The sequence below is a fragment of the Gelatiniphilus marinus genome, assembly GCF_042684345.1.
Taxonomy (GTDB): Bacteria; Bacteroidota; Bacteroidia; order Flavobacteriales; family Flavobacteriaceae; genus Gelatiniphilus; species Gelatiniphilus marinus.
On record NZ_JBHULK010000002.1, the window covers coordinates 707,613 to 728,579 of the forward strand.

Below are 20,967 nucleotides of genomic sequence, written 5' to 3' on the forward strand. Positions count from 1 at the left end.
TAGTTTATTGAATAGATAAATTTATAAAGACCTGATAGGTATCTAAAACCTGTCAGGTCTAAAATTTAATTACATGGAAGAAAAAAAATTAGACATTAATTCGATTATAGGTTTCGTACTTATTTTTGTAATAATGATGTATTGGCTTTGGCAAAACCAACCAACACCAGAAGAGCTAGAAGCCCAAGAAAAGGCAAAACAAGAGCAAGTTGAAGCCCAAAACAAAGCCAAAGAGCAAGAAGAGCAAACCAAAATAACAACCGCTGAAGATTATGGAGCTGTAACCACTTCAGACTCTTTAAAGTTAATCAATCTAAAAAGCAAACTGGGGGCTTTTGCCTATTCTGCAGTTAAAGCCTCAGATAAAGAAACCCATGTAGAAAGCGATTTGTTAGACTTAAAATTTAGCAACAAAGGCGGTTATCTATCCGAAGTAAAATTAAAAAAGTTTGTCGATTTCGATTCATTGCCCATCTATCTAATAAAAGACAACAATGCGGCATTCAATATAAATTTCGGAACAACAGATAGCAGGATTCTAAACACAAAAGATCTTTATTTTGAGCCATCGGTAACCAAAAATGGTGATGTTACCGTAGTTTCAATGAAACTTAAAGCCTCTGAGTCTAAATTTTTAGAATACCGTTACGAGATAAAAGAAGGTGATTACATGATGGATTTCACCATTCGATCTCAAGGCTTAAGCGATGTTTTTAACAGTTCGCAAGCCGTTAATTTAAACTGGGATTTAAAAGGTTACAGGCACGCCAAAAGTATTTCTTACGAAAACAGATACACCGATATACACTACGAATATGAAGACGGAAAAGATGATTACACAGGTATGGGCGATTCTGAAGAAACCATTAATGATGTAACGTGGATAGGCTATAAGCAACACTTCTTTTCATCGGTATTACTAACAGATACACCTTTTATAACGGCTACCGTTATATCTAAAGACTTGGTTGAAGACGAAGCCATAGATACGGTTTTTACCAAAAGTTTTGCCTCAAAAATGCCTTTAGAGTTTCAAGGCGGCGAGCTTAATACCAACATGAATTGGTATTACGGCCCAAGTGATTTTAAGATATTAAACAGTTACGGTAGAAATCTAGACGAACTCGTGCCACTGGGTTGGGGCATTTTTGGTTGGATTAACCGTTACCTGTTTATGCCACTCTTTAGCTTTTTGGGCAGTTATATGTCTTACGGAATTGCTATTGTGGTAATGACTATTTTAGTGAAACTGTTATTATCGTTCGTACAATATAAGCAGTTCTTGTCGCAGGCCAAACTTAAAGTGTTAAAGCCAGAATTAGATGCCATACGCGAGAAGCACAAAAACAATAAAATGAAAGCGCAACAAGAAACCTTGGCCTTGCAAAACAAAGCAGGAGCAAGCCCTATGGCGGGTTGTTTGCCGGCACTGGTGCAGCTGCCCGTGTTTTATGCCTTGTTTCAGTTTTTTCCATCGGCTTTCGATTTGCGCCAAAAAAGTTTCCTTTGGGCAGACGACTTATCATCGTACGATACCATAGCTAATCTACCTTTCAACATACCCTTTTATGGCGACCATGTTAGCTTGTTCCCCATATTGGCATCTATTGCTATTTTCTTTTACATGCGCTTAACCACAGGGCAACAAATGGCATCGCAACCAACTCAAGAAGGCATGCCGGATATGGCTAAAATGATGAAGTATATGATGTACTTTTCGCCTATTATGATGCTGTTTTTCTTTAACAACTATGCATCGGGTTTAAGTTTGTATTATTTTATTTCTAACTTGATTAGCATCGGAATTATTTTGGTAATTAAGAATTATATTCTTGACGAAGAGAAAATCCATGCGCAGATTCAAGTGAATAAAAAGAAACCCAAAAAAGAAAGCAAGTTCCAAAGAAAAATGAAAGAAATGATGGAGCAGGCCGAAAAACAAAAACAAGCGCAACAAAAGCGAAAGTAACTTAATTAACACCTTCCCGTAAAAAAGGGAAGGTGGATTTCAATTTCACAAAAAATTGAAAGACGGAAGGGTTAAAAAATATAAGCTGTCAAATTTAATTTTGGCAGCTTTTTTGTAAAGTACAATTTGCGATTATTTTTATCGTTTTACTTTTGTCATTCCTGAGAAGGCAGGAATCCACTTTTAAACATATTATATGAAATTTGTATACCTCAACATCATCCTATTTATAACCCCACTAACCTTTGCACAAAACATCAACCAATTTGATGCCAACGGGAAACGCCATGGCATTTGGAAAAAAACTTTTGAAGGCACTAATGTTTTAAGGTACCAAGGCGAGTTTTATCACGGTAAGGAAATTGGGCTATTCAAATTTTATAAAAACATAAGAAAGAAACCAGTTTTAACGGCAACCAAACAATTTAATAAAACCGATAATATAGCCTATGTTACATTTTTATCGTCTAAAGGAAAAATAATTAGCGAAGGTGAAATGAACGGTAAAACCTATATTGGCCTCTGGAAATATTACCAAAACCGTAATGATAATTTGCTCATTTTAGAGCATTATAACAATGCGGGCCAATTGGATGGGGAGCGTTTTGTGTATTATGAAAACGGACAAATAGCCGAAAAACAGGTTTATAAAAATGGTAAGCTACATGGTAAATCTGTTTGGTATTCAGAAAAGCATGTGGTTTTAAAGGAATTTATTTACGAGAACGGAGAACTCCATGGGGCATCAAAATATTATAACCCCAAAGGCGAATTGATTGCTGAGGGGCAATACAAAAACGGAAAGAAAAACGGCATCTGGAGATACTACGAAAACGGTAAATTGATTAACGAAAAAGATTTTACTTACAAACCTAAGTATATTAAAAACACGCCATAAAAAAAAGACTGCCTTTACAGGCAGTCCCTTCTTTTTCATAGACAAGTTTTTTCTTGGCTACAAAAACTATCAATCAAACTAACCAAACAAAATCTGTTTAATTTATGGTGGAATGCAACTTTAAAGATAGTTTTTGGTAATACAATTATTTAATGTTACATCAACAGCGGTAATGTTTAAATTGTATGTATCTGTTAAAGTTGCGTTTAAGCCACCATGTATCGCTGTTACTTTGTACGGTTTATTATAAATTAGGTAGTAAAACTTTGTTTACAACGTGTATTACACCGTTTCCAGCTTGTACATCAACTGCTACAATTCCTATATCAGAATTTCCGGCGCCATCAGTAACATCTGCAATGTTATTACCTGTTCCTGGCAAGGTAACAGTTATATTGTTTCCTTGAAGACTGGCCGCTACCGTATCGCCATCGGTTGTTAAATCTCCAGATCTAACATTGTTATCGCCTATAACGTGGTGTAACAATACTTGTGTTAAAACAGCTTCTTCAGGAATACTTGCAAGATTATCAAAAGCGGCGTTAGTTGGAGCAAATACTGTAAAGTTAGGGTTGTATCCGTCACCGTTCATCCCTTCTGTTCTCGATAAAACAGCTGGGAAATCTGTCGCAGGTGTTAATGTGGTTAAAGCGCTAACCAAAGTTGAAAAACTAGGGTCTGCTACTGCAAAAGTAACCACGGTTGGAATATCTATTACAGCATCAACGGCATGTATAATACCATTGCTTGCAACAACATCGGCTTTCGCAACGGTAGATACACCGTTAAACACAACGCCGCTTTCTGTATTAAAATAAAGGCTTAAGCTGCTGTCTTCTGGCCCTTTGCCATTGGTGTTAGTGTATCCAGCTCCGGCTGTTGTTAAATCTGTTGACATGGTAACACCTGTTAATACATGGTTTAATAATATGTTAGATAATGCGTCTGTTGGTACGTTAGCAAGAGGTGTTCCATTTAAAAAAGTTGTAAAGGCAGCATCGTCTGGAGCTAATACCGTAAACGGTCCGGCTCCGCTTAATACGTTTACTAAATCGCCATCGGCAGCGCCCAATGCAGCAACTAAATTGCTAAAGCTTGGGTTAGCAAGTGCATGATCTACAACTGTTGGTAAACCTATAACTTTATCAACGATATGAACCACTCCATTTGTAGCTTCAACATTTGCGGTTGTTACTGTAGAGATTCCATTAAATTGAACTCCACTGGTAGTATTATAAAAAATACTCATTTTATTGTCGCCAGCACCTGTTGCGTTAGTTGAAGTATAACCAGAACCAGCAGCAATCAAATCTGTTGACATTACGCTACCGTCAATTACGTGGTTTAATAGTACCTGAGCTAGCACATCTGTCGGTACATCTGCTAAAGTTGAAAAATTGTTATCTGTTAAGAATGCAGCAAATGCATCATTGGTAGGTGCCAATACGGTAAAAGGCCCCTCTCCGGATAATATGCTAGGTAAGTCGCCATCCGCGGCTTGTAAGGCATCAAATAAAATACTTAATTCTGGCGTATTATAAGCTTTGCTAACTAAATTTTCGGGCAATTTTGGTAATACTACTTTATCGATTACGTGAATAACACCATTTGCAGCTTGCACATTGGTAACCACAATATTACTTACTCTTCCGTTAGAATCGGTTAAAGTAGCGCCACCTGTAACATTTGCGGTTATATCTCCACCAAGGGTAGTAACGGTCATATCATCGCTTAAAGCAGATGCAAGAACATTTGCTCCAGCTACCGCATGTAAATCAAGTGTGGCTTTTAATGTTGGCTCATCAATATCGCCTAATCCGCTAGCTCCTAACTCCGCAAGTAAATTTGCAAAGGCATCGTTTGTAGGTGCGAATACTGTAAAAGGAGCCGGTGCTGTACCGTTTGGGGTTGATAGTGTGGTAACGTAATCGAAGGTTAAATCGCTTCTTGTTAATGCTGCTACTAATGTAGAGAATGTATTGTCTGCTAAAGCAAAGTCAACCACATTTGGTAAGCCAATTACAGCATCTACTATATGGATAACACCATTAGTGGCATCAATATCTGCTCTTATAACATCAGCCACACCATTTAAGTTAACACCCGATTCGGTATTAATGTAAATACTTAAATTGTTTTGAGAAGATGCTTCTGTGGCTAAAGTTTGTCCGTAACCTGTTGATAAACCAGATGATTTTAAATCTCCAGAGATAACATGGTTTAGTAAAATTTGTTTTAAAACATTGTCTGGAACATCGTCTAAACTAGCGAAACCATTATCCGATAGAAATTTAGAAAAGGCTTCGTTTGTTGGTGCAAAAACAGTATAGTTTTGGTCGCCACTTAATGTTTCAACCAAATTGGCACGTTGTAATGCAGCAACAAGATTACTTAAATCTGGAGTTTCTATTGCTATTCCTACAATATTTTCTTGCTCTTTAATAAGAACAGGATTGTCATCATCGTCGCAAGCGAACGAAAAAACTGCAACTAGAGTGAGCAGTACTACTTTTTTTAATGCTGTTAATGTTTTCATTTTGTTATGATTTTAATTTTGTTTATCAAATATATTAAAAAGTTAAACAAAAATGCAAATTTTGTTCATCTTTTTTTTAAAAAAAATAAACAAATCTTGTTTCAGCGATCAATTGAAAAAGTTTTAAAAGCAGCTGAATTCTATATTAATACTTATCTTTGTAGCCAATTTTTAATTATGAAACGAGTAATAATAGGACTTTCAGGTGGTGTGGACTCTAGTGTTGCAGCCTATTTATTAAAACAGCAAGGTTATGAGGTTATTGGCTTGTTTATGAAAAACTGGCATGATGACTCTGTAACCATATCTAACGAATGCCCATGGTTAGACGATAGTAACGATGCCATGTTGGTTGCTGAAAAATTAGGAATCCCTTTTCAAACGGTAGATCTAAGCGAACAATACAAAGAACGTATAGTAGATTATATGTTTAATGAATACGAAAAGGGGAGAACACCAAACCCCGATGTGCTTTGCAATAGAGAAATTAAGTTTGATGTATTTATGGATATAGCTTTAGAACTTGGAGCAGATTATGTAGCCACAGGACACTATTGCAGAAAAGGAGCTATTGATAAAGGGGGTAAAAAAATATATCAATTACTAGCAGGCGTTGATGCTAACAAAGACCAGTCGTATTTTTTATGTCAATTGTCGCAAGCGCAACTGGCAAAATCCTTATTTCCTATTGGCGAATTAACTAAACCACAAGTTAGGTATATTGCCACTAAATTAGACTTGGTAACCGCCGAAAAGAAAGATTCCCAAGGCTTGTGTTTTATAGGTAAAGTAAAGTTGCCAGATTTTTTGCAACAGCAGTTAAAACCCAAAGAAGGTGTTATTGTTGAGGTTTCTAAAGCCGATAAAATATATAATCAAGCCCTTCCAGAATTTCAATCTGAAGAAGAGAAATTAAAATATTTATCCAGAAAAATTGATTACAATATACATAATGGCAAAATTGTTGGTAAACATCAAGGCGCACATTATTTCACTAAAGGGCAGCGTAAAGGGCTTGCTGTTGGCGGAACGGTTGAGCCTTTATTTGTAATAGATACCGATGTAAACGAAAATGTAATTTATACCGGACAAGGAAAGGATCATCCTGGGTTATTAAAAAAAGCATTGTTTGTTTCTAATGAAGAATTACATTGGATTCGCAAAGATTTGGCTTTAAAAGTTGATGAAACGATGCAAGTAAAAGCTAGAATACGCTATCGCCAACCTTTACAAAAAGCGACTTTATATAAAGTGGATAGCGGTTTATATGTTGATTTTGAAGCATTTCAATCTGCCATTACCGAAGGGCAATTTGTGGCTTGGTATATAAATGATGAGTTGATTGGTTCGGGTGTAATTTCGTAACTTGCCAATAAAACTCTTATTATGGTAAAGAAATTATTCGTTTTTTGTTTCTTAAGTTTTCAGTGCTTTTTATTTTCACAACAAGATGCTTGGGTATATTTAGCAGACAAACAAGATGTTGCCAATCGAATTGACAACCCCACATTAATTCTATCCCAAAAAGCCATTGATAGAAAAGCAAAACATAATGTAAAAATTGATTCTAGGGATGTTCCTGTAAACGAATCTTATATTACAGCACTTAAAAATACCACGGGAATTACGGTTATGGCAAAATCTAAATGGCTTAATGCCGTACACGTTAGAGGTAATCAATCAGATATTCAAGCTTTAACAAACCTATCTTTTATAAGCAGTATTGATTTTGCCAATAAAAGCTTAAACACCACAAAAATTGCTAAAGAAAAAACGGCATTTAAAATTAAGGACAAGTTTGAAGTGGAGAAAACCTTAGTCGATTTTACTTATGGTAATACCCAAAACCAAGTAAAAATGATTAATGCCGATGCTTTACATACCGCCGATTACACAGGTGAAGGCGTTACCATTGCAGTATTGGATGCCGGATTTGTAAACGTAAACAATATGGGTGCTTTTCAGCGCTTAAAAGATGCTGGGAATTTAAAAGACGGCTACGATTTTGTAAACCGAAACTCAGATGTATATGCAAATACCTCAAGTGCACATGGTACTTTGGTTTTAAGTACCATGGCTGGTTATGTTGCCAACGAATATGTTGGTACAGCACCCAATGCCACTTACTATTTATTTATAACTGAAGATGTTGCCGATGAAAACCCGGTTGAAGAAAGCTATTGGGTTGAAGCTGTTGAACGTGCAGATAGTTTGGGTGTAGATTTAATAAACACCTCTTTAGGATACAAAGATTACCCAACTTACCCAAATTATAGTTATACGGCGGCCCAAATGGATGGTAACACCGCTTTTATTACAAAAGGAGCAAATATCGCTTTTCAAAAAGGTTTGGTACTTGTAACTTCTGCTGGTAACGAGGGGAATAATACCTATCCAGGTGTTGGCGCACCTGCCGACTCTCAATATACATTATCTATTGGTGCTGTAAATGCCACAGGAAATCGTGCTCCATTTAGTTCGGTTGGTAGTGATTTTCAGCCTTCGAAAAAACCAGATGTTGTGGCACAAGGGCAGTTGGCAGCTGTAATATACCCAGATAACAGAATTGGTGCAAACAATGGTACCTCATTTAGTTCGCCTATTTTGGCAGGTGGTATTGCCTGTTTAATGCAAGCGTTACCCAATAAAACCAATGCAGAAATTATGCAATTGGTGCGCGAATCGGGTTCTCAATTTACTATGCCAAATTACCAATTGGGCTACGGCATTCCCGATTTATTAAGTGCGCTTAACGCAGCTCTTTCTGTAGATGATGTTGAAAATATTACCAATATTTCAATATACCCTAATCCTGCAAAAGATTATATTTATGTAAAAATACCTTCAACCTATAATACATTAACAATTTCTTTATTCAATATTTTGGGCAAGCGGGTTTTACAACGTTTAATCAGCAATACCAATAACCAAATCGATGTGTCTTCATTGTCAAAAGGCATGTATATTATTCATGCTAAATCTAAAACCGAAACCAAGTCTTTCAAACTAATAAAACATTAGATGACAAATAGAATTACTGAACTATTCAACATTAAACACCCTATTATTCAAGCAGGAATGGTTTGGAATAGTGGTTGGAAACTAGCTTCAGCTTCAAGTAATGCTGGTATTTTAGGGCTTATTGGGGCTGGAAGTATGTATCCTGATGTGCTGCGCGAACATATCCAAAAATGTAAAAAAGCGACCCAAAAACCCTTTGGTGTGAATGTACCCATGTTGTATCCTAACATTAAAGACATCATGGATATTATTGTTGAAGAAGATGTAAAAATTGTATTTACTTCCGCAGGAAACCCAAAAACGTGGACGGCGTGGTTACAAGGCAAAGGCATTAAAGTTGCACATGTAGTAAGCAGTGTAAAGTTCGCTTTAAAGGCCCAAGATGCTGGTGTTGATGCCATTGTTGCCGAAGGTTTTGAAGCTGGCGGACATAACGGCAGAGACGAAACCACAACGTTAACCCTTATCCCAATGGTAAAAGAACAAATAAAAATTCCGTTAATTGCCGCTGGCGGAATTGCCACAGGAAATGCCATGTTAGCAACCATGATTTTAGGGGCCGATGGTGTGCAAATTGGTAGCCGATTTGTTGCAAGCGAAGAAAGTTCGGCACACATTAATTTTAAACAAATGGTTGTTGATGCCAAAGAAGGCGATACCCAATTAACCTTAAAAGAATTGGCTCCTGTAAGGTTGATTAAAAATAAATTTTACAATGATGTGCAAGAGCTATACAAAACCGCTCCAACAGCAGACGAGTTAAAAAAACTTTTAGGTCGAGCTAGAGCAAAACGCGGTATGTTTGAAGGCGATTTAGAAGAAGGCGAACTAGAAATTGGACAAATAGCAGGATTAATTCACGACATTAAACCGGTGGCTCAAATTGTTGAAGATATAATGAATGAATTTGAAATAGCTAAGCGTAATGTTTCAAACTTATAGTTTTAGTATTTAAAATAGTAACAGATGAAAATAAAAATGTTTTTATCAATTATAGCATTATGCATCGTTTCGTGTACTTCAAATGAGAATGATGAACTCCCAATTTATCCTTCATTTGGTTCAGAAATAGAAGTTACTATAAATGGTTTAACGTTTGATGCCATGGAACCATTTATATCCTCAGATGGTAATTATTTGTTTTTCAACAATCTAAACGATGGTATTAACACCAAACTTTATTATGCAACTAAAATTAACGATTCTACATTTAATTATGTTGGAGAATTAACGGGAGCTAATCAAACCACAACGCCTCATTTAGATGCTGTTGCAGATATGGATTCTAATGGTAATTTTTATTGGACATCAACAAGAAACTACCCAACTGAATTGGAAAACCTCTTTCATGGCACTTTTAATGCTGGGAATGTTAATGGAATTGGAAGGGTAAAGGGCGATTTTTAATATGAATATTCCAGGATGGCTTGTTATGGATCATGGCATTAGTTTAGATGGCCAATTTTTATATTTCTGTAATGCCAGATTAGACAAAACAAATTGTACCGGCCCATGCGAAACTGTTTTTGGTGTGGCACAAAAAAGTAATACTTCAACCTTTAATACACTTTCAAATTCTGCATCTATTTTAAAAAACATTAATAATGCCGATTATATTTATTATGCGCCATGTGTAAGTAGCGATAATTTAGAATTGTATTATACGCGATATTTAAAAGGACAAATTACTGCGAATACCGTTTTCGAGATATGTGTAGCCGTTAGAAGCGATGCCACAAGTGAGTTTTCAATTCCTAAAGTTTTGTTTTCAGATACTATCTCAGATTTAATAGAAGCACCAACGTTAAAAACAGATAAAAGCATTATTTACTATTATAGAAAAACTATTAATTCCCATAAACTAGTGATGCGTTATCGTAATATTTTTTAACCTACAGCAAAGACCCGATAATTTATAATATTAGTTGTTCTAAATTTGTTTCAGAATCCCATAATGCTATAATCATTATAAGAATGTGAGACCTAAATTAAATTTAGGAAACGAATTATACAATTTGACTAAAAAACGATATACTTTTCATTTTTTTAACATGTTAAAAATAAAAAAGAGGCTAGCTCAATTTTGAGACAGCCTCTTTTAAAAAATTAGAAACCAAAAGCTTCAATCTTTTTTTAAATCCCTATTAAACTAAAGCTAAATTTGTTTCCAATTTGGAATAGTATAAACGTTTAACTAAGTTGAGGGATTATAAATATACAAATAAATATTTAATAATCAGTTGTTTAGGTTTTATTTTTTTTATAAGAGATTTAATATTTAAAAATCTACCCCTAAAGTTTAAAAAGCAGATACTAAAGTTTACTTTTGCCAAATGCAATTAAAAGATTACACCAAAGAATTTAAATACAATTGGCAATTGGCAGCTCCGGTTATGCTAGGCATGTTAGGGCATACTTTTGTTAGTTTTGTTGATAATATTATGGTAGGGCAATTAGGAACAGCCGAACTTGCAGCAGTGTCTTTGGGTAATAGTTTTATGTTTATTGCTATGTCTTTGGGCATCGGGTTTTCTACGGCTATAACACCGTTAATTGCAGAAGCTGATGCTGAAAAAGATTTTGTAAAAGGAAAATCGTCATTTAAGAATGGCTTGTTTTTATGTACCGTTTTAGGAGTTTTATTGTTTGTATTAGTGTTTTTTGCAAAACCTCTTATGTATTTTATGAAACAACCTACTGAGGTTGTTGAGTTAGCCATTCCGTATCTGGATTTAGTTGCGTTTTCTTTAATTCCATTAATTATTTTTCAGGGGTTTAAACAGTTTAGCGATGGATTGTCTATGACTAAATACCCCATGTATGCTACTGTTTTAGCAAATATTATAAATGTGGTTTTAAACTATATTTTGATTTTTGGAAAATTCGGATTTCCAGAATTAGGTATAGTTGGGGCAGCTTATGGCACATTAATATCGCGTTTTGTTATGGTGGGATATTTATGGTTTTTGTTGAAAGGAAAAGAAAAATCGAAAGCTTTTGTTACCAACATTAAGTTTTTTGTGCTCGATAAATTAATGATTAAAAAAATTATAAACCTTGGCGCACCAAGTGCTATGCAAATGTTTTTCGAAGTCGCCATTTTTACAGCAGCCATTTGGCTAAGTGGCTTGTTGGGCAAAAATCCGCAAGCGGCAAATCAAATTGCGCTAAATCTATCTTCTATGGCCTTTATGGTGGCTATGGGTTTAAGTGTGGCATCCATGATTAGGGTGGGCAACCAGAAAGGGCTTAAAAGTTATTTCGAGCTGCGCCGTATTGCATTCTCACTGTTTTTAATGGGTACTGTTTTAGCCGTTGGTTTTGCTATTGTTTTCTTTGTGTTTCATAACCAGTTACCCAAAATATATGTCGATTTTAACGATGCCAAAAACCTAATTGATAATACCGAAGTGGTTAAAATTGCTTCAAAATTATTAATAGCCGCAGCCATTTTTCAAATAAGCGATAGTATTCAAGTTGTGGTTTTGGGCGCTTTACGTGGATTGCAAGATGTTAAAATACCAACTATTATTACCTTTATTTCGTATTGGTTAATTGGTTTTCCTGTAAGCTGGTTTTTAGGAAAAGAAACGGCTTATGGTAGCTTTGGCATTTGGTTAGGATTACTTGCAGGGTTAACAACCGCAGCTATTTTATTATATATTAGATTTGATTATTTAACTAAAAAATTAATTAAAGTTGAAAGTATTTAAAGTGCGCTTGAGTACTTAAAGTTAAGTGAATAAATGATAACTTTGTCTCGAATAACTTAAGCGCACTTTAGACACTTATAACTTAAAACTTAAGAAATGACACTTCCAAAATTTATACTTGGTGATAATACAGAATTTCCAAATGCTATTTTTGTGATTCATACCGAATTTCCTAGATTTATTATTAATCTTGAAGATGATGAAGTAGAATGGTTTGAAGATTTTGATGCCGAAGACCAAAAAGAATTACAAACCGAAACCGAAACGGCCATTAAATTGGCTACCGAGTTTTATGATAGTGAAGTTGCTAAATACGATGCGTAATTGCGTTAGGGATTGAACGGTTCGACTGCGCTCACCGCAGGCTAAATGTTTGAGATCGCCCATCCCGACGCATCGGGAGAGGAAGCGAGTAGTGATAGCCCGACCTCTTGCCCTGAGCGCAGTCGAAGGGCTGGGTAACGCCAAAATTAATTATAATGATTGATACACTTTTAGAATACGACACCCAACTGTTTTTATACTTAAACAATTTGGGCTCTGAACCTTTGGATAATTTATGGTTGGTAATAACCAATAAGCTTACCTTTATCCCATTATATGCTTTATTGCTATTTTTGTTATACAAGAAATTTGGAGCCAAACCGCTGTTGGTTTTTGTAGTTGTAGTAGCTTTGTTGATAACCTTTACAGACCAAATTACCAATGTTTTTAAACGTGGTTTTCAGCGCCCGCGACCTTGTGGAGAAGCCGATTTAATAGACCAGATGCGTTTTATAGCAGTGCGTTGTGGCAAATACGGTTTCTTTTCCGGACATTCATCAAATTCTATGGCGGCTGCAGTTTTTGCAGGTTTGTTATTAAGGCCTTATTATAAAAACCTGATTTTTATTTTGCTTTTTTGGAGTGCCGTTGTGGCCTACAGCCGTATTTACGTGGGCGTACATTACCCGTTGGATCTTTTATGCGGATTAACTTTTGGAGCTATTTCTGGTTTTTTGTTTTATAAATTAAGCTTATATCTTTTAAAGCGTTTTGGGCTAAGTTGAAATTATTACAGTTTTTTTAGTGAAAATTAATGCCTTGTCTGGAGTGCACTTGCAACCTTTTTATTCCGTGTAAACTTACATTAAAAACTTGTCTTGGTTTAAAATAGTTGCTTTTTAAGCACTTAAAACTTAGTGTTTTGTTGAGTTTTAATGCCTGAGATTTAACAAATAATGCGCAGCAGCAAAGGGTGTGGTTTTGTTTTGTTCTATTAAATGCAATTGTGTTGCCAATTCTTTTTTAATATCGAGCCTGTTAAAAAAATCAGATTTTAACTGTTCTTCTATGGATTGGATCAGCCAAAATTTATTCTGTTCGTTCCTTTTTTTGTCGAAATAATTATTTTGGGTTGTGGTTTCAATATATTCTAAAATAATATTCCAGATATCGCTAATGCCCTCATTTTTTAATGCGCTGCAAAGCATAACTTTGGGCTGCCAATCCGATGCTTTTTTTGGGTATAGCTTCAGGGCACTGTTAAATTCGGCCTTGGCAATTTTGGCTGGGTTTAAATTATCGCCATCGGCTTTGTTAATTGCAATTGCATCAGCCATTTCTATAATGCCGCGCTTAATACCTTGTAGCTCGTCGCCGGCACCAGCTAATTTTAAAAGTAAAAAGAAATCGACCATACTGTGTACAGTGGTTTCGCTTTGCCCAACGCCAACGGTTTCAATAATAATAACATCAAAACCAGCGGCTTCGCACAAAATAATGCTTTCGCGTGTTTTTCTGGCTACCCCTCCAAGCGATTTCCCAGAAGCCGACGGACGGATATAAGCATTCACGTCTTTAACCAATTTTTCCATTCGGGTTTTATCGCCCAAAATACTGCCTTTTGTTAGCGAACTACTGGGGTCTATGGCTAAAACGGCAACGCGTTTGCCCAAAGCGGTTAAGTGTTTGCCAAAGGTTTCAATAAAGGTGCTTTTTCCTACGCCTGGAACTCCGGTAACACCTATTCTTATTGCGTTGTTGGCATGTGGCAAACATTGTTTTATAATATTGTTGGCAAGATGGAAGTGGTCTGTGTTTGTGCTTTCAACCAAAGTAATGGCTCTGCTTAATGCAGTAATATCTTTTTTTAAAATGGATGAAACTAAAGCATTTGGGTTTATTTTGGCGTTGCGTTTCTTTTTTATGTTTTTAATAGACGTGCTGTTGGTGATTTCAGACTCTGAAACACCTTCATTTTCTTTTAAAGCTGATTTTTTTTCTTTTGCCACTAATACACAAATGTTTGACTAATTTACGATATTAATTTTGTTATTTATGACCGATGACTGCCAACTGAAAACTATGACTGTTGACTGCCAACTTATTTAAGCGGCACCGCAACTTTGGTATCATCCCAAGCCATGGTTAAAAACAGTTTATCCGTAGAATTATCGAAAGCAATGGTAAATTGCTCGACGGTTGTGTTTAGTTTTTCAACTGGAATATCAACATTCAGCACATCGAAATTCGGATCCCAATACGGTTTCATTTCATCGGTAACGCCCCAAGGGTATTGCTTAGAATTAAATATTATGGTCCAAACGCTATCTTTTGGTACGGTCCAAAGGGTGTATTTTCCTTTAGGCAAGGGCATGCCGTTTATATCGAGTGTTTTGTTGGTCTCGAAAGTGGTGGCTTCGTTTGCACCAGTTCGCCACACTTGGTTAAAAGGTACTAAAGCGCCAAAAACCTCGCGGTCTTTTTTTGATGGCCTGTTGTAAAACACTTCAAGTTTTAAATCGTTCAGTTTAAATTCTACGGTGTCTTTGGGGCTTAAGCGGCTCGAAAAAATGTTTTCAACAAAATGAGAGTATAAAAATAAACCTAAAGCTACGAATAACAAAAGGAATAAAACGCGTTTTAAAAAGGTGTTCATAAAGAGAAATTTATTTAGTGATAAAGATACTTTAAAAAGTAATAATCAGTAAAACAGAAACGCACATTTATTTGCTTTTGTTGTGCAGAGGTTTATTGGTGTTAAATTGAAATGAACGCTTTGGTTAAATCTTTAAATTCATCTGTAAAGCTGGTCTTCTATTTTGCAATTAATCAATTTTTTAAGTTGTTGGCTGTCTTTGGCTTAAATACTATATGGTTAAGTTTTTTTCCTGTAAAGCCAAATGCATTTATAATTTTAAATCCAGAATAACCAATATAAAGAAATTCTGTACTTTTACAGTATCAATGCCCCGTTTTTTACAGATGAATTATTTAAAATACATTGTTATATTTTTTCCTTTATTTGCTCTTGCCCAAACGCCTGTAGTAGAACAGGATTCCACTGTTGTACAGTTTATAATTGTTGAAGGCGATTCTGTGCCCAGAACGGCTATAGATTTGGACGAGGTAATGCTTCTGCACGATCTGGAATTTGCCAGTAAACAAGACCGCATACGCTATTTGATTTTACGCCGCAAAACCTTAAAAGTGTATCCGTATGCAAAAATGGCCGCCGAACGTTTGGACTCTATGAACAAGCGATTGGAGAGCATAAAAAAAAGACGCCATAAAAAAAAATATGCAAAACGGGTGCAAAAATATATTGAAGGCGAATTTTCAGCAGAATTAAAAAAACTAACCCGTACCGAAGGCCAGATCTTGGTAAAATTAATACACCGGCAAACCGGCGAAACGGCCTTTAATTTGGTTAAGGAACTGCGCAACGGTTGGCGTGCGTTTTGGTACAATACAACGGCAAGCATGTTCGATATTTCGTTAAAGCGCGAGTTCGATCCGGTTAACGAAAAAGAAGATTATTTAATTGAAGATATTTTACAGCGCAACTTTCAAAGCGGGCGTTTAGAACGGCAAAAATCGGCAACCAAATACGATTTTTACGATTTAACCGACAAATGGATAAAGCCAACACCAAAAAAGCAATAAATTATGCGCCTACAAACCCCTTTTGAAGAAAAACTAAATGCTGCTACACATGCCATTGGTGCTTTACTAGGTATTGCTGCATTAGTGTTGCTTATTGTTTTTAATACCGAAAAAACAGCTTGGAGTTTGTTTAGCGTCGTGGTTTACGGCATTTCTATAATCGTTTTATTTATGGCATCCACATTTTATCATGCCGTAAAAGGAGAGAGGCGCAAGCACTATTTTAGAATTATAGACCACATAAGCATTTACATTTTAATTGCAGGAACATACACACCGGTTTGTTTAATTGCTTTAGAGCAAACTTTAGGGTGGCCTCTTTTTTGGGTGGTTTGGGGAATTGCAGCTTTTGGTATGGTTTTAAAACTCTTTTTTACAGGTAGGTTCGAGGTGTTTTCTACGTTGCTTTATTTGGTAATGGGCTGGCTTATTGTGTTCGATTTTGCAAACCTATCCAACGTTATTGGTAGTTATGGTATTTTGTTTCTATTTGCGGGCGGTTTATCTTATACTGTTGGCATTGTTTTTTATGCCATTCAAAAAATACCGTACAATCATGTTATTTGGCACCTCTTTGTTTTGGCCGGTGCCATTTGCCACTTTTTTATGATTTTTCTTTATGTGATTTAAGGGGTGCATTTTAATTGAAAGAAGAAGGGTTTGCCTATATTTTTAATAGATTGCAATTGTTAGGCCTAATTGGGTTAATGAGTTATTGCTTATTTAGTTTGTAGCCTAAATAATAAATAACCAAATAACTGTTTTAGCTAAAATATTGTAAGATTGGTTTTGATTATAAAAATGAAAATAAGTCCAAAAAACTATTCTCTCTTGATCAATTTAAAAGAACGCTCTTTTTCGTTTTGTGTAATCTTTAATATATATATTCCTATTGAAAGTGTATTTCCATGAAGTGGCAACTCATAAGTGTCAATACCTTCTGACATATTAAAAGCATTACTAATAATGTTTCTGCCCAAAATATCGTATAGCGCATAGTTTACCGGTGCGTTTTCATCTAAAGAAACCATTCTTAACGATACATTGTTTACAAAAGGATTAGGAAAAGCCGAAGCATTAAACCCGTCTTCTTCTTCAACCACTAAAAAGGGGTCGGTAATAGAAATTTTCAGCTCGCTAAAGCCGTAACAATCGCCGCCAAAATTTGAGGTTGGTGTAATTAAAACAAAGCGAGCTTTGGTGGCGTTAAAATCGGGTCCTTCGTTACCTTCGTAAGTCGATAGGCCAGAAGCTTGTTCTAAATTGAATGCGCCTAAGTTGGTCCACGTTATGCCATCTAAAGAATAATCGATACTAAAATCGTTAATGCCGTAATTTAGATTTTTAGGTTCGTTGGCATTCCAAAACTTTGTTTCATTCAAAACATAATCATAGCCCAGATCGTACATAATCCAATGCGTTTCGCCGTAAGATGCAATGGGGTTTGGCGATTTTTTGCAAGATACCCAGCCATCAAACCAATTGGTGCTATGGCGGTCTGGGTAGCATTGTGCGCTAATAAATGGCGTGCTAAAAAACGAAATAATCAATATGTATAAGTGGCTTTTTTTCATCATGTCATATTCATAAAACCTAAAGGAGGAACACCGGAATTTGTATCGTAAAAATTTGAAATGTTAGGGAGAATGGTACTCAATTCAGATGCGGGAACACCAAACCAAAGAGCCAATTCTGCCATATATAAATCGGCTGCCGTTGTTGGAATCATTACTCCATCTTGAAAATCGGCATCGCTATTTAAAGCTAAAATGGGATAGTTGCCATAGATTTCCTTGCCGTTTACTGCACCACCCATCATAAAAGCATTGCCGCCCCAAGCGTGGTCGGTACCGTTACCGTTGGATGTTAGTGTTCGTGCAAAATCTGATACGCTAAATGTTGTAACACAATCATTTGTATTCAATTCGGCCATCAAATCGTTAAAATATTTTAGAGCCTCATTCACTTGTGCTAATTTACTAGCTTGGTTAATAAGGAGTTCGTCATGATGATCCCAACCACCAAGTTGCACAAAAAATATCTGTCTGGAAAATCCTAAAGTATCTCTGGAAGCAATGGTTTTAGCTACCATTCTTAATTGTTTTGCCAAATTATTGTATTCGGGAAGCGGGGTACTAAAATCCATAACGGCATCAATGGCCGATTGAAATTGTAAATTGGCTTCGTTTGAAGATTTAATGGTGTTTTTATAGGTGTTCTTGAAAATGTCTTGATAATCCCTTTCCAACATCGAGTTTAAAGCTTGGGTTCGAAGGCTGTTAAAAAGGTTGGTGCCACCATAACCATTAATGCCAACACTACCTTGATTGCTAATGGCATACGGGACAATTTGGTCGCCGCGCTGAAAAATGTTACTTCCTTTAAGGGAAATATTCATTGAGATATTCTGATTGGAATTCATGGATTGCACGAGATCTGCAATTTTTCCGCCCCAGCCAATATTGGTTCTTTCGTGGGGTCTTCCCGTTTGCCATTGCTGTATTTGGTCGGCGTGCGAAAATAATCCAAGTGGTGTTTTTACAACATTATTTTGAATATCGGTTTTTGTTGAAGGCTCAATAAGCGTTCCCACATTTGAAAGAAATGCCAAATTTTCGCTTTCAAAAAGTTGTTGCATATCGGGCATTGATGGATGCAATCCAAAAACCCGACCGTCTGTGGTATTTGGGTTTATCTGTAATATATCGTTTTGCGGAATGGCTAAATTAGAGCGTGTTGTGGCATATTCGTTATACTCATTATTGCCTTTTGGCATCAGCATATTAAACGAATCGTTTCCGCCACCAAGCATTAAACACACCAAGGCTTTGTAATTGCCATTAAAAGTGGTGATTAAAGACGAATTATCCATAGCCGAAGCTGCCATGGCTTTAAGGTTGATTAAAGATGAAAACAGCGTGGTGTACCCAAGTGCAGCACATGAATCGCCAAGGAATTTTCGTCTGGATATATTGTTTTTTTCTTTGCTCATTTGGTTTATTTAAGAATGGCATAGTCTGGACTTATCAAAATAAGATAGAGTGCCATTTTTACCCTAAAATACAGATAATCGAAATCGGCACCTAAATCTGTAATGCCATCAACCGCATCGGTAATGACACGTTTTGTTTCATCGGATAATTGCCCGTGTGTAAATAGTTTATCTAATTGATTGACCATAACCTCGCTGTCTTTTGCAAAATATTTTAAGGCCTCGAAATCTAACGGTGTGTCTTCTAGACCCAAATTCCAGGTGTTTAAAACGGAATAATATTGCGGATAGGTCCACAAATCAACTTCATTAATATAAGAAATACTAGTAGCGGAATTATGTATTTCAAACTCTGGCCCTACAAGGTTTGCAGCTGTAAATTCGGCATTGTGTACATATTCAGGTAAATAAAAATTGAATACATGCGGAGCAGCTAATGGTGATTGACCAGTAGCTTGATAAAAATTATAGCCCACATTCCAATTTACCCCGCTTTTGTTATCCAAATCAATTTGTCTGGTAATGTTAAAATACCGCAGCATCGGTTCAATTAATTTTCCGCTTGACGGATTATTAATCCAACTGCAACTTCTGGCTTCATCATCTAATAAAATGGCTTTTATAACCGCTTTCATATCGCCTCTAACGCCTTTGGTATTGTTAAAGGCCGCACTTACCCGAGATATGTATGCTGGCGAAGGATTGGATTTTACCATTTGCTGAATTAAGCGAATGGCTATAAACGGCCCTGTATTTTGATGGTTAAACAGGTTGTCTATGGCGTCTTCTATGTCTTGCATTCCCGATTGCCCACTTGGGATCACATAACCATTCAATAGCTTTTTTTCTCCAGGTTGGTGCCACTCATCGTACATTGCCATAGGTACATCTTTTTTTACTAAATATTGTCCCACCCCAAATCTTGGTGTTACGCCCCAAGGGTTTTCGTTAACTTCTGCAGCGCCAAGGCCGGTAAATACTTTGGCAAATTCTTTTATGTCGTTATTATTGTATGTTGGTACTCTGTTGCCCTCGCCATCCAAAACATAGCTTCCATCTTGGTTGAGCTCATAAAGACCAATGCTGAACAGTTGCATGACTTCCCTTGCAAAATTTTCGTCGGGGTGTATGTTTTCATCAGGAAAACTTCTTGGATTGTTATAATGGCTTAAATAAATGCCCATCATGGGGTGCAAGGTTATATCTCTTAATAGGTCTCTAAAATTTCCGAAGGCATTATCTTTTAAAACATCATAAAAATCGCCTAAACCAACACCGTAATCTCCAAGGTTAGAATTTGTTGAAATTACCATAATTTCGCTTAATGCTAAAGTTACTTTTTGGCGTAATAAATCTTCATTACCAATATTGCTTTGCCACCAAGCAAACTGAAAATGTGGCCAATAGGGACCAAAATAATCTTCGGCATTACCACCATTGGCTATAAAAATAGAAAGGGCTTCATTGTAAATGGTCTGGGTAAGTTGCCCCATGGATGGTGAGTTAAAATCGAATTGTGCATCAATCCAATCTTCGAAAGAGTTTTCGGCAACGGTTTTTATATAGTTTAGGTCTGTGCCAAAAGTGGCTTGTGCTAAAAATCTGGAGGTTTCTAATAATCGCGCATCCAATCCCGTACCATTTAGGGTGTTTTCTGCGCTGGCGGTCTCGTTCCAGTTTGTTCTGTTTTGTTGGTCGCTAGATGTTACCGTAATGCCATTGCTGTGTCCGGCACCCAAATAATCTCTGTACTCTTGCGAAAAAACGCAAATAGATAGGCTTAAAAAAAAGAATGATATTAGTTTTTTCATAAGGCAATTAATAGCGTTACTTAATAAAAAAAGGAAACAGGATTTGATTATTAAGTCATCAAATATAACTAAAAATCAGACGAATAGCTATATTTTTCGA

General features: G+C 36.2%; 18 protein-coding genes. 12 read left to right on the plus strand and 6 right to left on the minus strand.

The window, feature by feature from the left end; translation table 11 throughout:
• Positions 1-73: 73 nt before the first annotated feature.
• Both yidC and ACFSQS_RS08270 read left to right on the plus strand, forming a co-directional pair.
• Complete coding sequence (gene yidC, locus ACFSQS_RS08265) at positions 74-1,969, plus strand: membrane protein insertase YidC (RefSeq protein WP_388016907.1); 1,896 nt, start codon at positions 74-76, stop codon at positions 1,967-1,969.
• Positions 1,970-2,165: 196 nt separating this feature from the next.
• Positions 2,166-2,867: a toxin-antitoxin system YwqK family antitoxin gene (locus tag ACFSQS_RS08270; protein WP_388016910.1), complete on the plus strand. Its 702-nt coding sequence runs from the start codon at positions 2,166-2,168 to the stop codon at positions 2,865-2,867.
• 244 nt (positions 2,868-3,111) lie between these two features.
• Here ACFSQS_RS08270 and ACFSQS_RS08275 read toward each other — a convergent pair whose 3' ends face one another.
• Positions 3,112-5,403, minus strand: coding sequence for a fasciclin domain-containing protein (locus ACFSQS_RS08275; RefSeq protein WP_388016913.1), 2,292 nt, complete (start codon positions 5,401-5,403; stop codon positions 3,112-3,114).
• A 177-nt stretch (positions 5,404-5,580) separates the two neighbouring features.
• On the opposite strand from ACFSQS_RS08275, the gene mnmA reads away from it, so the two are divergent.
• The 8 genes from mnmA to ACFSQS_RS08315 all read left to right on the plus strand — a co-directional run bounded on the left by mnmA (position 5,581) and on the right by ACFSQS_RS08315 (position 13,186).
• Complete coding sequence (gene mnmA / locus ACFSQS_RS08280; protein WP_388016916.1) at positions 5,581-6,768, plus strand: tRNA 2-thiouridine(34) synthase MnmA; 1,188 nt, start codon at positions 5,581-5,583, stop codon at positions 6,766-6,768.
• A 21-nt stretch (positions 6,769-6,789) separates the two neighbouring features.
• A complete protein-coding gene (locus ACFSQS_RS08285) occupies positions 6,790-8,424 on the plus strand; it encodes a S8 family serine peptidase (RefSeq protein ID WP_388016919.1) in 1,635 nt (544 codons plus the stop codon).
• A complete protein-coding gene (locus tag ACFSQS_RS08290; RefSeq protein ID WP_388016922.1) occupies positions 8,425-9,366 on the plus strand; it encodes an NAD(P)H-dependent flavin oxidoreductase in 942 nt (313 codons plus the stop codon).
• Positions 9,367-9,390: 24 nt separating this feature from the next.
• Complete coding sequence (locus ACFSQS_RS08295) at positions 9,391-9,831, plus strand: hypothetical protein (protein WP_388016925.1); 441 nt, start codon at positions 9,391-9,393, stop codon at positions 9,829-9,831.
• 1 nt (position 9,832) lies between these two features.
• On the plus strand, positions 9,833-10,315 hold the full coding sequence (locus ACFSQS_RS08300) for a hypothetical protein (RefSeq protein ID WP_388016928.1): 483 nt from the start codon (positions 9,833-9,835) through the stop codon (positions 10,313-10,315).
• Positions 10,316-10,757: 442 nt separating this feature from the next.
• On the plus strand, positions 10,758-12,137 hold the full coding sequence (locus ACFSQS_RS08305) for an MATE family efflux transporter (protein WP_388016931.1): 1,380 nt from the start codon (positions 10,758-10,760) through the stop codon (positions 12,135-12,137).
• A 96-nt stretch (positions 12,138-12,233) separates the two neighbouring features.
• Entirely contained in the window at positions 12,234-12,461 is a 228-nt protein-coding gene (locus tag ACFSQS_RS08310) for a hypothetical protein (RefSeq protein WP_388016934.1), read from the plus strand.
• A 155-nt stretch (positions 12,462-12,616) separates the two neighbouring features.
• A complete protein-coding gene (locus tag ACFSQS_RS08315; RefSeq protein WP_388016937.1) occupies positions 12,617-13,186 on the plus strand; it encodes a phosphatase PAP2 family protein in 570 nt (189 codons plus the stop codon).
• A gap of 147 nt (positions 13,187-13,333) precedes the next feature.
• On the opposite strand, the gene meaB is transcribed toward ACFSQS_RS08315, so the two are convergent.
• A complete protein-coding gene (gene meaB / locus ACFSQS_RS08320; protein WP_388016940.1) occupies positions 13,334-14,410 on the minus strand; it encodes a methylmalonyl Co-A mutase-associated GTPase MeaB in 1,077 nt (358 codons plus the stop codon).
• Positions 14,411-14,502: 92 nt separating this feature from the next.
• Positions 14,503-15,057 carry a DUF2911 domain-containing protein gene (locus tag ACFSQS_RS08325; protein WP_388016943.1) on the minus strand — a complete coding sequence of 185 codons (555 nt, stop codon included), beginning with the start codon at positions 15,055-15,057 and terminating at the stop codon, positions 14,503-14,505.
• A 326-nt stretch (positions 15,058-15,383) separates the two neighbouring features.
• Here ACFSQS_RS08325 and ACFSQS_RS08330 point away from each other — a divergent pair, with 326 nt between their 5' ends.
• Together ACFSQS_RS08330 and trhA are read left to right on the plus strand one after the other, a co-directional pair.
• A complete protein-coding gene (locus ACFSQS_RS08330; protein ID WP_388016946.1) occupies positions 15,384-16,064 on the plus strand; it encodes a DUF4294 domain-containing protein in 681 nt (226 codons plus the stop codon).
• Between the two features lie 3 nt (positions 16,065-16,067).
• The gene (gene trhA, locus ACFSQS_RS08335; protein WP_388016949.1) at positions 16,068-16,694 is read left to right on the plus strand and encodes a PAQR family membrane homeostasis protein TrhA; all 627 of its coding nucleotides are present in this window, start codon (positions 16,068-16,070) and stop codon (positions 16,692-16,694) included.
• A gap of 191 nt (positions 16,695-16,885) precedes the next feature.
• Here the strand turns inward: trhA and ACFSQS_RS08340 are convergent, their stop codons facing one another.
• From ACFSQS_RS08340 to ACFSQS_RS08350, 3 genes are read right to left on the minus strand one after another with little or no spacing between them, the layout of a single operon-like run.
• A complete protein-coding gene (locus tag ACFSQS_RS08340) occupies positions 16,886-17,641 on the minus strand; it encodes a T9SS type A sorting domain-containing protein (RefSeq protein WP_388016952.1) in 756 nt (251 codons plus the stop codon).
• Positions 17,638-19,056 (minus strand): DUF1501 domain-containing protein, encoded by a 1,419-nt coding sequence (locus tag ACFSQS_RS08345; RefSeq protein ID WP_388016955.1) that lies wholly within the window; start codon positions 19,054-19,056, stop codon positions 17,638-17,640. The genes ACFSQS_RS08340 and ACFSQS_RS08345 overlap by 4 nt, the downstream gene beginning before the upstream one ends.
• Positions 19,057-19,061: 5 nt before the next feature.
• The gene (locus ACFSQS_RS08350) at positions 19,062-20,867 is read right to left on the minus strand and encodes a DUF1800 domain-containing protein (RefSeq protein ID WP_388016958.1); all 1,806 of its coding nucleotides are present in this window, start codon (positions 20,865-20,867) and stop codon (positions 19,062-19,064) included.
• Positions 20,868-20,967 lie beyond the last annotated feature (100 nt).

Coding starts and splice junctions, on each gene's coding strand:
- ACFSQS_RS08350 (WP_388016958.1), bottom strand. CDS start 20,867: ATGAAAAAACTAATATCATTCTTTTTTTTAAGCCTATCTATTTGCGTT.
- ACFSQS_RS08270 (WP_388016910.1), top strand. CDS start 2,166: ATGAAATTTGTATACCTCAACATCATCCTATTTATAACCCCACTAACC.
- ACFSQS_RS08275 (WP_388016913.1), bottom strand. CDS start 5,403: ATGAAAACATTAACAGCATTAAAAAAAGTAGTACTGCTCACTCTAGTT.
- trhA (WP_388016949.1), top strand. CDS start 16,068: ATGCGCCTACAAACCCCTTTTGAAGAAAAACTAAATGCTGCTACACAT.
- ACFSQS_RS08330 (WP_388016946.1), top strand. CDS start 15,384: ATGAATTATTTAAAATACATTGTTATATTTTTTCCTTTATTTGCTCTT.
- ACFSQS_RS08345 (WP_388016955.1), bottom strand. CDS start 19,056: ATGAGCAAAGAAAAAAACAATATATCCAGACGAAAATTCCTTGGCGAT.
- ACFSQS_RS08325 (WP_388016943.1), bottom strand. CDS start 15,057: ATGAACACCTTTTTAAAACGCGTTTTATTCCTTTTGTTATTCGTAGCT.
- ACFSQS_RS08310 (WP_388016934.1), top strand. CDS start 12,234: ATGACACTTCCAAAATTTATACTTGGTGATAATACAGAATTTCCAAAT.
- ACFSQS_RS08305 (WP_388016931.1), top strand. CDS start 10,758: ATGCAATTAAAAGATTACACCAAAGAATTTAAATACAATTGGCAATTG.
- ACFSQS_RS08340 (WP_388016952.1), bottom strand. CDS start 17,641: ATGATGAAAAAAAGCCACTTATACATATTGATTATTTCGTTTTTTAGC.
- ACFSQS_RS08315 (WP_388016937.1), top strand. CDS start 12,617: ATGATTGATACACTTTTAGAATACGACACCCAACTGTTTTTATACTTA.
- ACFSQS_RS08295 (WP_388016925.1), top strand. CDS start 9,391: ATGAAAATAAAAATGTTTTTATCAATTATAGCATTATGCATCGTTTCG.
- ACFSQS_RS08290 (WP_388016922.1), top strand. CDS start 8,425: ATGACAAATAGAATTACTGAACTATTCAACATTAAACACCCTATTATT.
- yidC (WP_388016907.1), top strand. CDS start 74: ATGGAAGAAAAAAAATTAGACATTAATTCGATTATAGGTTTCGTACTT.
- ACFSQS_RS08300 (WP_388016928.1), top strand. CDS start 9,833: ATGAATATTCCAGGATGGCTTGTTATGGATCATGGCATTAGTTTAGAT.
- mnmA (WP_388016916.1), top strand. CDS start 5,581: ATGAAACGAGTAATAATAGGACTTTCAGGTGGTGTGGACTCTAGTGTT.
- ACFSQS_RS08285 (WP_388016919.1), top strand. CDS start 6,790: ATGGTAAAGAAATTATTCGTTTTTTGTTTCTTAAGTTTTCAGTGCTTT.